The organism is Pelagimonas varians, assembly GCF_003208435.1.
GTDB lineage: Bacteria > Pseudomonadota > Alphaproteobacteria > Rhodobacterales > Rhodobacteraceae > Pelagimonas > Pelagimonas varians.
The window spans coordinates 53,583-67,238 of record NZ_QKMF01000012.1 but is presented as its reverse complement, the minus strand read 5'-3'; the positions used below and the strand labels follow the sequence as shown (position 1 = coordinate 67,238).

Annotated in this window: 12 protein-coding genes; 2 read left to right on the top strand and 10 right to left on the bottom strand. The window is 56.5% G+C overall.

Features of this window, described 5'->3' with window-relative positions; translation table 11 throughout:
• Window positions 1-6: 6 nt before the first annotated feature.
• The 3 genes from C8N36_RS15615 to C8N36_RS15605 form a co-directional block, all read right to left on the bottom strand.
• On the bottom strand, window positions 7-1,398 hold the full coding sequence (locus C8N36_RS15615) for an FAD-binding oxidoreductase (RefSeq protein ID WP_097805753.1): 1,392 nt from the start codon (window positions 1,396-1,398) through the stop codon (window positions 7-9).
• An 83-nt stretch (window positions 1,399-1,481) separates the two neighbouring features.
• The gene (locus C8N36_RS15610) at window positions 1,482-2,189 is read right to left on the bottom strand and encodes an RraA family protein (RefSeq protein WP_097805752.1); all 708 of its coding nucleotides are present in this window, start codon (window positions 2,187-2,189) and stop codon (window positions 1,482-1,484) included.
• Window positions 2,190-2,678 (bottom strand): hypothetical protein, encoded by a 489-nt coding sequence (locus tag C8N36_RS15605; RefSeq protein ID WP_141468139.1) that lies wholly within the window; start codon window positions 2,676-2,678, stop codon window positions 2,190-2,192.
• 176 nt (window positions 2,679-2,854) lie between these two features.
• Here C8N36_RS15605 and C8N36_RS15600 point away from each other — a divergent pair, with 176 nt between their 5' ends.
• Together C8N36_RS15600 and C8N36_RS15595 are read left to right on the top strand one after the other, a co-directional pair.
• The gene (locus C8N36_RS15600; protein ID WP_097805750.1) at window positions 2,855-4,636 is read left to right on the top strand and encodes an IlvD/Edd family dehydratase; all 1,782 of its coding nucleotides are present in this window, start codon (window positions 2,855-2,857) and stop codon (window positions 4,634-4,636) included.
• Window positions 4,637-4,749: 113 nt separating this feature from the next.
• Window positions 4,750-5,490, top strand: coding sequence for an SDR family oxidoreductase (locus C8N36_RS15595; protein ID WP_097805831.1), 741 nt, complete (start codon window positions 4,750-4,752; stop codon window positions 5,488-5,490).
• A 78-nt stretch (window positions 5,491-5,568) separates the two neighbouring features.
• Here C8N36_RS15595 and C8N36_RS15590 read toward each other — a convergent pair whose 3' ends face one another.
• From C8N36_RS15590 to C8N36_RS15560, 7 genes are all read right to left on the bottom strand, one after another.
• Complete coding sequence (locus C8N36_RS15590) at window positions 5,569-6,453, bottom strand: DMT family transporter (RefSeq protein WP_097805749.1); 885 nt, start codon at window positions 6,451-6,453, stop codon at window positions 5,569-5,571.
• A gap of 4 nt (window positions 6,454-6,457) precedes the next feature.
• Window positions 6,458-7,348, bottom strand: a complete 891-nt coding sequence (locus C8N36_RS15585; RefSeq protein WP_097805748.1) for an NAD(P)-dependent oxidoreductase — start codon at window positions 7,346-7,348, stop codon at window positions 6,458-6,460.
• Window position 7,349: 1 nt separating this feature from the next.
• Window positions 7,350-8,414, bottom strand: coding sequence for a Gfo/Idh/MocA family protein (locus tag C8N36_RS15580; protein WP_097805747.1), 1,065 nt, complete (start codon window positions 8,412-8,414; stop codon window positions 7,350-7,352).
• On the bottom strand, window positions 8,414-9,904 hold the full coding sequence (locus C8N36_RS15575; protein WP_097805746.1) for a UxaA family hydrolase: 1,491 nt from the start codon (window positions 9,902-9,904) through the stop codon (window positions 8,414-8,416). The genes C8N36_RS15580 and C8N36_RS15575 overlap by 1 nt, the downstream gene beginning before the upstream one ends.
• 65 nt (window positions 9,905-9,969) lie before the next feature.
• A complete protein-coding gene (locus C8N36_RS15570; protein WP_097805745.1) occupies window positions 9,970-11,565 on the bottom strand; it encodes a TRAP transporter large permease in 1,596 nt (531 codons plus the stop codon).
• A complete protein-coding gene (locus C8N36_RS15565) occupies window positions 11,565-12,374 on the bottom strand; it encodes a TRAP transporter small permease subunit (protein ID WP_097805744.1) in 810 nt (269 codons plus the stop codon). Before C8N36_RS15565 ends, C8N36_RS15570 begins: the two co-directional genes overlap by 1 nt.
• Before the next feature lie 81 nt (window positions 12,375-12,455).
• On the bottom strand, window positions 12,456-13,478 hold the full coding sequence (locus tag C8N36_RS15560; protein ID WP_097805743.1) for a TRAP transporter substrate-binding protein: 1,023 nt from the start codon (window positions 13,476-13,478) through the stop codon (window positions 12,456-12,458).
• Window positions 13,479-13,656 lie beyond the last annotated feature (178 nt).

Below are 13,656 nucleotides of genomic sequence, written 5' to 3'. Positions count from 1 at the left end.
TATCGTTTACTGGTTGGTCGCAGGCAAAATTTTACCCGGATTAAGAATGCCTTGGGGATCAAGCGCTTGTTTGATCGCCCGCATATAGATCAGCGCTGGCCCGTGTTCGGCATGCATGTAGGCGGTTTTGCCCATGCCGATGCCGTGCTCTCCGCTGACCGTGCCGCCAAGGCGCAGTGCGCTTTCGTTCAGCATTCCTGCAAAGGCCTTGGCGCGACCCATTTCTTCGGGATCCGAGGTGTCGACATTCAGCCCGCAGTGGTAATTCCCATCACCTGCATGGCCGACAATAGTGCAGCTTAGCCCCATTTCTTTGGACTTTCGCTGTGCTTCCACAATCGCTTCTGCCAGTTTGGAAATCGGGACGCAGACGTCTGTGGACAAAATGCCTTTGGTCGGTGCCAGCGCCCGGTTGGCCTGATGGGCATTGTGGCGCATGGACCAAAGACGCGTGCGGTCTTCGGCTTTTTCCGCCCGTTCAAATCCGGACGCCCCGAATTCTTCGGCAATCTCGCCAAAGCTGATCGATTGTTCGGCAACGGCGGCAGGGGTGCCGTGAAATTCGACAAACAGATGCGGCTTTTCGGGCAGGCCAGCGTCGCTGTAGTTGTTAAAGCCCCGCACCATCATTTCGTCAACCAACTCGATCCGCGCCATAGGTAGGCCGCTTTGGATTGTTAGGATCACGCAATTCACTGCATCTTCGACGCTGTTAAACCGGCATGTCGCGGCAGAGGCCGCTTCCGGGATACCTTGCAAGCGAAGGGTCAGTTCGGTGATGATGCCCAGCGTGCCTTCGGAGCCGACAAGAAGGTGGGTCAGATCATACCCCGTCGAGGATTTGCGTGCCTGTGATCCGGTGCGAATGATCGTGCCATCCGCCATAACTGCCTCGAGCGCCAAAACGCTATCCGCCATCGTGCCATACCGTACGGCTGTGGTGCCGGACGCGCGGGTCGCAGCCATGCCGCCAAGCGATGCGTTGGCACCGGGGTCGAGCGGAAAGAACAAGCCTGTCGCGCGCAACTCTTCGTTCAAGGCAATGCGGGTCAGACCGGGTTGCACCACAACGTTCAGATCTTCTGCATTGACGGTCAGAAGTTTGGCCATCTTGCTGGTATCAAGGCTGATGCCGCCTTTGGTTGCCAAATGCTGCCCTTCGAGAGAGCTGGCCGCACCGTAAGGGGTGATCGGGCAGGTATGCTCGGCGCAGATTTTCACGATCTCCGACACCTCTTGGGTGTTTTCGGGATAGGCAATTGCGTCCGGCAAAAGGGTTGGATGGTAGCTTTCGTTTTGGCCGTGCAGGGCGCGATCGGCTTGAGAGGTGACAAGCCGATCCCCCAAAAGCGCCTGTAGGGCGGAAATCGCTGAATCGTGGGGCCTTTGGTCTAACATACTGACATCCTGCAAATGGTCTTTGCTTGTGAGTCTACATCGCCAGCGCCTTGGTCAAGGCGATGCTTGATTTGGTATACCATTTATGAGGTGAATACTTGGCGTCTGGCGCGGCCATCTCCAAGCATCCCTTCCAGATCCAGCGGTGTTTTGAACCCGCCGCGTACATTGGCATCGCGTTCGGCTTCTTGTGATTTAATCTCTGGCAATTGGGCAATCACGCTATCGATTTTGGCAAAAGGGATAACCACAACGCCATCGCGGTCCGCGACAATCATATCGCCAGTGGTGACCAAACACCCGCCAACCAAGGCCGCGCCGCCGGTTTGACCGGGGCCCTTGGAAAAGGGAGAGTTGGGTGTCAGGCCGGTGCACCAAGCCGGTAAACCTGCCGCCACAATCCCATCATAGTCGCGCATCGGGCCATCGGTGGCAAAGCCGACAACGCCCGCGTTGCGCATCTGGCCCAAGACCAGATCCCCCGCCGCAGCGCAACCTTGGTGCCCCTGCGCTTGCGCCACGATAAAATCGCCGGGCTGGGCCATGTGAATTGCGCCAAAGGTTCCCATGATATCGCCGGGGCTGTTTGCGGCCACCAAAGCAGGGCCATGCGCCCTACACTCAAGGTCGCGGCCAAAGCCCACCGGCGCAACCTGCGGAGCCATCGCCGCAAAGCCGCCAAGCGCGTCACAGACAAAGCTTGTCGGTACACCGTCAAAGGCATCAATCTGGATTTGGCTCGGGCGCGGGGCACCGTCAACCAAGGTAAGGGCAGGGGGTTCAGTCAGCATTTAGTTTTGCCTCATTGGGGAGCGCCAGATCATGCGGGCAAACGCCAGCCCGCTGGCCGTTGCAGAACATCGGGTCTTTTGCATCAAACGTTCTTCCTCGGGCGTGCCTTGCAAGGCAGAGAGTTCGTCCATGCGGTCACATTGCAACAGGCTGGCAAGCAGGTCGTATTTCACTTCTATCTTGGCGATCGTGACGATTTCAGCGGGGGCCTGCTCGGTCAGAACATCCATGTGGCGTGCAATACCTTGGGACCAGCTGTCTTGGGCTCTGCTGAAGCACAAACTGATGACATTCGGTGTTTCGCTGTGAATTTCCAAACACTGGGCATGTGCAGCATCAACGCATGAAAGCGGCGATAGATCCAAGTCCCGCGCGTTTGATATGCAGCCATCGACTTTGCCCAAATCAACCTCGGCTGCAACAGGCTGGCTGGTCAAAACCAGCGCCATTACAGCAGGGGCCAAATATCCGGCCATTTTCCTGTTCATGAATTCCCCTCCCTGTCGCCCATTTTTGCGACATTCCCTTGCATTTGGTATACCATTTTGAAATGTTACCGCAAGCCGCGTGACCTGCCAGAATCAAAGGCCAATATCAAAAGCCAGACTCGCCGCCGGACCAATCGCCGGTATTATTGCAGGCACCGCCAAAGGGGAGAGAAAGAATGTCAGACACCCGCGCTCATAAACGCTTTCGGTCACAAGAATGGTTCGATAATCCGAACAATCCAGGAATGACTGCGCTCTATCTTGAGCGCTATCAAAACGCGACCTTTACTCGCGAAGAGCTGCAAAGCGAACGCCCGATCATCGGCATCGCCCAGACCGGCAGCGACCTTGCTCCGTGCAACAAGATCCATGTGTTCTTGATGGACCGTATCAAGGCTGGCATCCGCGAAGCAGGCGGTATCCCGATGGAATTTCCGGTGCATCCGATTCAGGAAACCGGCAAACGCCCCACGGCTGCGCTCGACCGCAACCTGTCGTATTTGACTTTGGTCGAAGTGCTGCACGGCTATCCGATTGACGGTGTTGTCCTGACCACGGGATGTGACAAAACCACCCCCGCGATGCTCATGGGCGCTGCCACGGTTGACCTGCCCGCGATTGCCCTGAACGGTGGTCCGATGTTGGACGGCTGGTTCAAAGGCAAACGTGCGGGCTCTGGCATGGTGATCTGGGAAGGCCGCCGTTTGCTGGCCGAAGGCAAGATCGACTACGAAGAATTCATGGAACGCGCCTGCGCCTCTGCCCCGTCGATGGGGCATTGCAACACCATGGGCACGGCGTCGACAATGAATGCGATGGCCGAAGCCTTGGGTATGACCTTGACCGGAAGCTCTGCCATTCCTGCGCCGTTCCGCGAACGGATGGAGATGGCCTATCTAACCGGCAAGCGCATTGTGCAAATGGTTCTGGATGACTTGAAACCGTCCGACATCATGACCCGCGAAGCGTTTGAGAACGCGATTGTCACCAATGCCGCGATTGGCGGATCGACCAACGCGCCGCCGCATTTGCAGGCTGTTGCCCGCCATGTCGGGGTTGAGCTGAACGTCAAGGACTGGGAAACCGTCGGTTTTGACGTGCCCTTGTTGGCGAACGTCCAGCCTGCTGGCGAATATCTGGGCGAAGGGTTCTACCGCGCTGGCGGGGTGCCCGCGATCATGGGCGAGCTGAAGAAGGCAGGCCGGTTGCACGAAGGCGTCATGACCGCCTCGGGACGGACGTTGGGCGAGGAACTGGAGGGAATTGAAAGCGTTGATATCGACGTTATCAAAACCTACGACGCGCCGATGCGCCAAAATGCCGGTTTTAAAGTATTGTCAGGCAACCTCTTTGACAGTGCCTTGATGAAAACATCCGTAATCTCACCTGATTTCCAACAGAGGTTCTTGTCGCATCCCGGCAAAGAGGGTGTGCACGAAGCGCGCGCCATCGTGTTCGAGGGGCCGGAAGACTATCACGACCGTCTGAATGATCCCGCGCTCGAGATTGATGAAAACTGCATTTTGTTCATCCGCAATGTGGGCTGTGTTGGCTACCCGGGTTCCGCCGAAGTGGTGAACATGCAGCCACCGGACGAGCTGATTAAAGCGGGTATTCATCACTTGCCAACCGTTGGTGATGGGCGTCAGTCCGGCACCTCGGAAAGCCCGTCGATCCTGAATGCGACACCTGAATCGGTTGTTGGCGGCGGTTTGGCCTATTTGAAAACCGGCGATATGGTGCGCTTGGACCTGAACAGCTCAACGTTGAACGCATTGGTTGAGGACGCTGAATGGCAGGCCCGCATGGACGCATGGGACGCGCCCGAGCTGGAGCATCAGACACCGTGGCAAGAGATCTACCGCAAGCATGTCGGACAACTTGCCGATGGCGGCTGTTTGGAACTTGCGACGGCCTACCAAAAGATCGGGCGGACTTTGGCGCGCGATAACCACTAAACAAGATAAAGCGCCTCCGGATTTGCGGGGGCGTTTTTTTGATGGACGGGGAAAGGGGCGCTGCCCCGCAGCCCCCGCAATATTTCAATCCCAAAGAAGCTGTGGGAGGCGACATGAGCAAGAGCATCATTATCACTGGGGCAGGGCGCGGTATTGGCAAAGCCTGCGCCGAAGCATTTTTGGACGCAGGTTGGAAAGTCGGCTTGGTCGGACGGACCCCCGAACCTTTGGAAGCCTTGGTTGATAAATACGGCGAAGCGGCTTTGGCCCTACCCTGTGACGTTGTCAAAGAGGGGCAGGTCGATGCGGCGTTTGACGCCGCACTCGACGCATGGGGGCGGATCGACGCGTTGTTCAACAATGCGGGTGTTTCCGTGGCCGGTGCACCGATTGATGAGGTCAGTGTCGACGACTGGCGGCGCTGCATTGATATCAATCTGACCGGATCATTTGTCTGTGCGCGGGCGGCTTTTGCCCGTATGCGCCGTCAGGATCCGCAGGGTGGGCGGATCATCAACAATGGCTCTGTGTCGGCTTACGTGCCGCGTTGGGGATCTGCGCCCTACAGTTCTTCCAAACATGCGATCACCGGTCTGACCCGATCGATTTCCTTGGATGGGCGGGCATTCAACATTGCATGTGGGCAGATCGACATCGGCAATGCCTTGACCGATATGGCACAGGCGATGACCCAAGGGGTTCCACAAGCTGACGGATCCATTGCGGTTGAGCCGGTGATGGATGTGGCCCATGTGGCCAGTTCCGTGATGCATATGGCTGAGCTTCCGCTTGAGGCCAATGTGCAGTTCATGACTGTTATGGCACCCGGCATGCCCTATATCGGGCGTGGGTAAGCCCAAACGTCAAATCTAGGCGCGGCCAAATTTCATGTATGAAATTTTGAAAATCCATGCATGGATTTTGGCCCCGCCTCAGACGCTGGTTTTAACACGTTCACGGTGCCAGATATACAGGCCGGAGGCGACAATGATCAGGCCGCCCGCCAGTGTCCAGACAGTTGGCCATGTGTCAAAGACCAGTACGCCTGCCAAAGCTGCTAGGAATATCTGGATGTAAATGACTGGAGCCAGGATAGAAGCATCGGCCAGACGGTGCGCCGTGGTCGCGCTGATATGGGCAAAAGCGCCAAAGGCTCCGATAATACAAAAGCCGAACCAATCGGAACCTTGCGGCCAAACCCAGTTTGACGCCGCCAAAGGCAGCAAAGCCAATGTTGCCAAGCCGCTGGCCCAAAGCTGTTGCGAAGCATTGCTTTCTTTTCCAGCCATCCTCCGCGTCATGATAAAATAGAGCGATGCCAAAGTCAGCGCCGCAATATTGAGGAACATCGCCGGATGGAATGCCGTTCCCCACGGCTGCATAACCACCAAAACACCCAAAAATCCGACGCAAACCGCCGATATCCTGCGAATGCCCACTTGTTCGCCCAGCAGCGGGATCGCCAGCAGGGTTATTACAATGGGACCGGCAAACATGATCGTTGTGGTCACGGTGATCGGCAGATATTGCAACGCGACAAAGTTGCAGATGGTGCTGCCCATCAAGAACCCTGCACGCAAGGCCTGTTGCCACGGGGATTGGGTTCGGAATGCCGAGAGGCCTTCGCGGGTAGTGAAAAACACCAAGGCAAAGATGAAATGACCAAGGTAGCGGGCAAAGACAACTTGCAGCGCGGGCAGACCGGCCAAGATCAGCCATTTTGCTGTCGTATCAATGCAAGTAAAGAACACCACCGCCAAAGCCATGAGGAAAACACCTGCTGAGGTGCGATCCTCACGGGGGGCGGTGATGTTCATGTCATCAACCCTTGTTAGGCAGGTTGCGGGTCATCCAATCAACCATTTCAGGTACCATCTTGTCGCCGTCACCGGCATCGCGGGCCTCGTTTAACGCGTTACTGGCGCAGGCCGACATGCGGCTGTTCAGCCCCAACTGGGCGGTCATTTCACGGTAGTACCCGACGTCCTTGCCAGCGTTACCAATCGAAAAGCCCAAGTCACAATTTCCATCCACGGCATAGTTGCGAATGAAATCCATCATGGCGGACCGCAATGGGCCTGCTGCCATCACGTCATACAGTGTTTCGCGATCGATACCGGCAGCATCGGCAGTGGCAAAGGCCTCGGACATGGCAACGGCGGTGGTCATGCCGAAATAGTTGTTGATCAGCTTGATGGTGTGGCCACTGCCCAGTTTGCCAAGGTGAAAGACGTTTTCTCCCATGACGTCCAAAACCGGTTTGGCACGGTCAAAAGCGGCTTTGTCCCCCGAACACATCAGGTTCAGCAGGCCGTCTTTGGCATGTGCAGGTGTGCGGCCAATCGGGGCGTCCAAATAGGCCGCGCCTTTGGCTTCCATGTCACCGCCGATCTTGATGGTTGATGCGGGTAGGGACGTGCCAAAATCGATGACGATCTGGCCGGGTTTCACACCAGCAAGAATACCGTAATCGCCATATACACGGCCTTCGACCTGTTCGGACGTACCCATGCACAGCATGACAATATCGGCCGCCTCGGCGACTTCGCGGGCATTTGCCGCCTCCGAACCACCGCGCGACAGGGCCTCTTCGACACCGGTGCGGTCGCGATTGCCCAATACGGTGACTTGATAGCCGTCCTTTTGAAGACATTCCACCATGGCACGGCCCATCAGGCCAAGGCCAATAAATCCGATATGTTCTTTGCTCATCTTAAGCTCCTGTGTAGTCGCCGGGAACGCTGCCCGTCCGAACCGGCATGCCGGTCTGGCCTGACAGCGTTGCGGCCAATGAAATTTCTAGCGCTGCCAGCCCGTCATCGCCGGAGCAAAGAATATTGTCTTCGCCCCCGTCCACAACCGCCGCAAAGCGCCGCATTTGTTCTTGCAACGGGTCAATGGCAGCAAACTCTGCCCCTTTGACACGGACAAGAGGGTGTTTCCAGTCAGTAGCTGTGCCGTCTGAGCCCTGCCAGAGTGTCAGGGATGGAAACGCCAATGCGCCTTGGGTTCCGGTGGCACGGATATAGTCCTGACCCGAGACCGCAAGATCGGGGTTTTCCCCACATGCAGCTTCGAAAGCCCAAGGCGATGCACCCGCGTCCGAGATCAGAAACGACCCCAAAGACCCAGAAGAGAAACGTAAATTCAAGGTTGCCGTATCTTCGATCTGCAAATTTCGGGCCGCGTGGGACAAAAAGGCAGAGGTTTCAACGATGTCGCCAAACAAAAACCTGAGAAGATCAATTTCATGGCTGAGATTGGTCATCAGCGGTCCGGCACCCGGTGCGCAGCGCCACGGCACATCATAGTAGGTGTCATGTTTGCGCAGCGACCAAAACCCTTGCACGCCAATCGGTTGCCCGATCTTCGGCAGTATGTCCCGCGCAGCAGAGCTGAATGGGTGGCACCGGCGGTGGTGACCGGTGAACAGGGGCAAACCCAGCGATTTCGCTTGGTCGATCAACATGCGGGCTTCGTTCAAGGTGGCCCCGGTGGGTTTCTCGACCAGCACAGCAAGCCCGCGTTCAAAGGCTGCGCGGGCGGCGCTGAAATGCTGGGGCGTGGGGGTAGCGATCACGGCGGCTTTGGTGTGGAGGGGCAGATCCGCGATCTGGGCGACCACCGGCAACCCCTGCGCCACAAGGGTCGCGCGCCGCGACGGGTCCGGTTCCACCACACCGGTTAAATCAACCGATGGCAAAGCTTGCGCCACCTCAATGTGCCGCATTCCGATCTGGCCTGCACCAATCACGCACAGGGGAATGGCCGCCGTCATTACATCACCGCGCCGATTTGCCATGGCACAAATTCGAAATCACCCAAGCCTTGGGCTTCGGATTTTGACGCCTCGCCGCTGGCCATACGCAGCCACATTTCATAGATCTCGCGGCCCACATCTTCGATTGTGGCATTGCCGGTCAGGATGCGGCCTGCGTTGATGTCCATATCGTCGGTCAGGCGTTCATACATCTGGCTGTTGGTCGCGACCTTCATGCTTGGGGACGGTTTTGATCCAAAGGCCGATCCGCGTCCTGTGGTAAAGCAAACCAAGTTGCAGCCCGACGCAATCTGTCCGGTGACCGAAGCGGGATCATAGCCGGGGCTGTCCATAAAGGTGAACCCCTTGGCGGTGACTGCCTCGGCGTATTGATATACGCCGGTCAGCGGTGTGGTGCCGCCCTTGGCAGCCGCGCCCAGCGATTTTTCAAGGATGGTTGTCAGCCCGCCTTTTTTGTTTCCCGGTGAAGGATTGTTGTCCATGCTGCCCTTGTTGCGGGCAGTGTAATCTTCCCACCAGTGGATCAGATCAATCAGCTTGCGGCCCGTGGCTTCATCCACGGCGCGGGCGGTCAGCAGATGCTCTGCGCCATAAATTTCGGGGGTTTCGGCCAAGACGCCAGTGCCGCCCTGAGCCACCAGTAGATCGCAGGCATAGCCCACCGCCGGATTGGCTGTGATACCGGACCATGCATCCGACCCGCCACATTGTAGGGCAACCATCAGCTCCGATGCGGGGCAGGGTTCGCGCTTGGCCTCATTCACAAGCGGCAGCATGGCTTCGACTTTGGCGATGCCAAGGTCGACGGTTTTGCGCAGGCCCCCGACGTCTTGGATGTTCATGCTTTGAAACAAGGGGCCGGGGGTTAGGCCATAGGCTTCGATCAACCAATCAATCTGGTTCATTTCGCAGCCAAGCCCCGCCATCAGCACCGCGCCAATATTCGGGTTGCGCGCATAGCCCCACATGACCCGTTGCAAGGCTGCAAAGCCGGTGCCGTCGCCGCCCATGCCGCAGCCGGTGCCATGGACAAAGGCAACAACGCCGTCAACATTGGGGTAGGCGGCCATCACGTCGGGCGTGAAAGCCTGCGCGATCATGCGGGCCGCAGTGGCAGAGCAATTCACCGACGTCAGAACCGCGATATAGTTGCGGGTGCCGACGCGTCCCGAAGGGCGGCGGTATCCCATGAAAGTGTCAGGGGTTTTAGCGGGTGCCACGGGGCGCAAGTTGGTGGAAAATGCATAGTCGGTGTCGACCGCGCGAAATTCCAGATTGTGCGTGTGGACATGGGCCCCAGCCGCGATATCCGTGGCGGCATAGCCGATGATCTGCGCGTATTTGCGCACCGGCATGCCTGCTTTGATCGGTTCCAGTGCCAGTTTATGGCCGCGCGGAATAGGCTCTGACGCGCCATGTTCGCCGACCTGCAAAGCGGTCAAGGCGGTTGCTACATTGTCATCGGGCGAAAGGCGGGTCGTTGTCATTTTGGTCTCAAATATCGGAGCAGAAGGAAAAGACGCGGCCGAAGGTTTGGCCGCGTCTTTTAGGGTTACAAGAAGATCGTAATGATCGGTGGCCAGAGTAGCAGAACAAACAGCGCCAGCAGTTGCAAGGCGATGAAAGGCAGAAACCCTTTAAAGATGTCGGTCAGCGAGATATGCGCCGGTGCCACGGATTTCAGATAGAAAGCCGCAGGACCAAAGGGCGGTGACAAGAACGACACCTGCATATTCATACAAAACACGACACCAAACCAAATCGGGATGTATTTGGCATCAACAGAGCCAAGGAAACCGATTTCTTCAGGCGGCAGTTTAGTCACGATCGGCAAGAAGACCGGCATGATCAGCAAAACGATGCCCACCCAGTCCATGAACATCCCCATGATCAAGAAGATCACCATCATCACCAAAATGATCCCCATCGTGGGCAATTCGGCCCCGACAATCATATTGGCCACAAAGGTCGGGCCACCTGCCAGCGTATAGGCTGCTGCAAGGGCTGCGGCACCGATGGTCACCCAGATGATTGTCCCTGTCGATTTCAAGGTCCGCATGATGGCGTCCCAAACGATTTCGAAGGTCATCTCGCGCCGGATCAGGCCAATGACGAAGACCGCCACAACACCCATGCCAGCAGCTTCGGTGATGCCGGTGATGCCGCCATAGATGCTGCCCAAAACCACACCGATAACAACGGTTGGGGCGATCAGGCCTTTGCCCATTTCCCAGCCGATGGCGGTGCGTTCGCGGCCAACAACAACAAAGACAACCAAGGCACACAGGGCAAAGCCGCCCAAGATCCAAGGGATATCCGACACCATGCCCAGCGGGATTGCATCAACCCCTTCGGTAATGGCGTTTTCGCCTGTGATGGTAAAGAACACCGCCCGCAGTAGGATGACACCGGTGATCCACATGCCAAAGCGCGCCATGAATCCAAGGAACATCATCCCTTTTTCATTGCCCGCAGGGGCATCGGGATCTTCTGGTGGCAAAGGTGCCTGAGACGGATCAAGACGGGTGCGTATGATAATGTAGATGATAAAGAACGACGCCAGCATGAAGCCCGGCAAGAACGATGCGGTGAACAGCGCCTTGATCGAGGTTTCAGTCACCAACCCGTAAAAGATCAACACAATCGAAGGTGGGATCATCGTTCCCAAGCTACCCGAGGCACAGATTGTGCCAATCGCCAGGTTCTGGTTATAGCCAAGGCGCAGCATCTGCGGCAGGGCGATCAGGCCAAGCAAGACCACTTCGCCGCCAATGATACCCGACATCGCAGCCATAACAACTGCCATGATCGATGTGACGATGGCGATGCCTCCGCGCATCCGGCTCATCCAGACGTTGAGGGAACTGTACATGTCCCGCGCGATGCCGGATCGTTCCAGCAGCGCGGCCATGAATATGAACAGCGGCACCGATATGAGCACGTAATTGGTCATTTGTCGGTAAACCGCCTGACCCAAAACGTTAAACGGTCCCATGCCAAAGCGGCCAAACATCAAGTCGGGACCGAACTTTAACAGCAATGTCGCCACCGCCAGAAACGCAGAGGCAAAACCAAGCGGCATGCCAATCGCCAGCAGCGCGAACATACCCAGCAGTATGATTAGGCTGAGCGTGCCTACATCAACCATTATTTGTCCTCCAAGGTGCGGCGAATATTTTCGATTTCAGTTTCGTCAATCTCATCCGCAGGAGAATGATGTTCAGGAGCTTTGTGCCAATCCGCAATCAGGTTCGACAGCGCTTGGATGGCAACCAGAATGATCATAAAAATAATCATCGGTTTGATGGTGGCTGGAATGGGGGGATCCCAGGCGGTGCCAAAGGTCTCCATCCGCAGCAGTTTTGCTTTGGATTCGGAATACCCGCCCCAAAACAGACAGAAGGCAAACACCCAGATCAAAAAGACAGAGATGCAGTCAGATGTTTTTTGCATCCAGCGCGGCATCATATCGTAGATGATATAGATGCGGATGTGGCTGCGTTGCTGCATGGCATAAAGCCCTGCAAGCAAGAACAAAAAACCGGCAAGCCAAAGTGACATTTCATTGGCCCAGAGCGTGCCCGATGAAAAGACATACCGCGAGATCACTTCGTAGAACATCACAACCACGATTAGTGGCAGCATAATCATCGAAATGCGCGAACAGACCAACGAAATGATGTCGAAAAAACCCGAAGGTTCGCTTTCGATCGATCCGACGGTGTCGGACAGGTAGACCGAAGTAAAGAAGACGGATCCAAAAACGGCTGCCAAGGTGAAATAGACAATCACGCTGCCTTCGGGACGCAGCATTTGATGCATGGTGATTTCGCTGCCCAGAAAAGCGCTTGCGAGACCAAGGCCGACTACCAATAGGGCGGCGACAGCACCAAACCCAATCATCAGCAGCCGAACGGGCTGGCGGGCGGACCCGAGCCAGACAGAAGGAGAAGACATATATGTGTTTCCTTGAATGCAGGAAAACTGGATCCGGCGCGCAGGTAGTCCGCGCGCCGGGCAGTTTGTCAGCCCAAAGGCTTATTCGGCAACAAGGCCAAGCTGCTTGAGATAACCAAGGTGGCTGTCAACCAGCGCTTTGGCTTCGTCTGTGGTTGCGAATTCAGGCCATGTCGCCTGAGCCGCGTCGCGGAACGCCTGCTTGTCGGTGTCGTTCCATGCGTGCAGTGTCACACCATCGGCGCGCAGTTGGGCTGCGGCTTCGGCGTTCTTCTTTTCGAACGTCAAAGCAGTTTGCAGCGCCAGCTTTTGCATCGCGGTGTCCATGATGGCGCGGTGGCTGTCGCTCAGACCGTCCCAAACCATCTTGTTACAGGCCAGGTGATCCGAAGGCATCGAGTGGAAGCCGGGATAGTTGGCGTGCTTCACCAGATCATACAGACCAAGGCCAACGTTATTGGCAAGTCCGGATGCGTCTGCACCGTCGATGATGCCTGTTTCAAGCGCGGTAAAGATTTCGGTGAAATCCATCACGATTGGCTTGGCGCCCAGCTTTTCAAAGATTTTGGTTTCCATGCCGGGAGGCGAGCGGAATTTCCAGTCTTTGAAGGCAGCAGGGCCATCAATCGGCTTGGAGGACGCCAGCGATTCCTGACCGTAAACCCACCAGCCAACAAGCTGCATGCCAAAGCCGTTATAGAGATCTTGGGCTGCGTCGTAGCCGCCACCGTGATAGAGCCAGCTCAGCTGTTGGTAGGGGGTGTCATAGCCGCCCATGATGTCGCCAACGAACTGGAACGCAGGGTTTTTACCAGTCTGATAGCCGCCGCCTGTCATGTCGCAGTCAAGAATGCCGTTGGCCGCCGCGTCAAAGGTTTCAACCGAGGCTACAACCGAAGACGAGAAGAACATCTCGATATCAATCGCGCCGCCGGACATGAGTTCTACGTCATCGGCATATTGCTGTGCCAGCTTGCCGGAAACAGTTTCAGGAGCGTAATGAGTTTGAATGCGCAAGGTCACGTCAGCCGCCATGGCCGCGCCGCCTGCAACGGTCAGCGCAGTTGCAGCGACCGAATTTAGAATCAGTTTTTTAAGTTTCATTTTATTCCTCCCCGAGGGCAGCCCTCCTCGGCTGCCGTTGTTTTTAAGAGCATTTTTACTCGCCCTAATCTGGAATGGTATACCATCCGTGCCTAACGCTAGCGAAAGCGTGGTCGACAATCAACAGATTTTGGTATACCAAATTTTGCACTCGACTTATTAGTCCAAGGTTCCAACA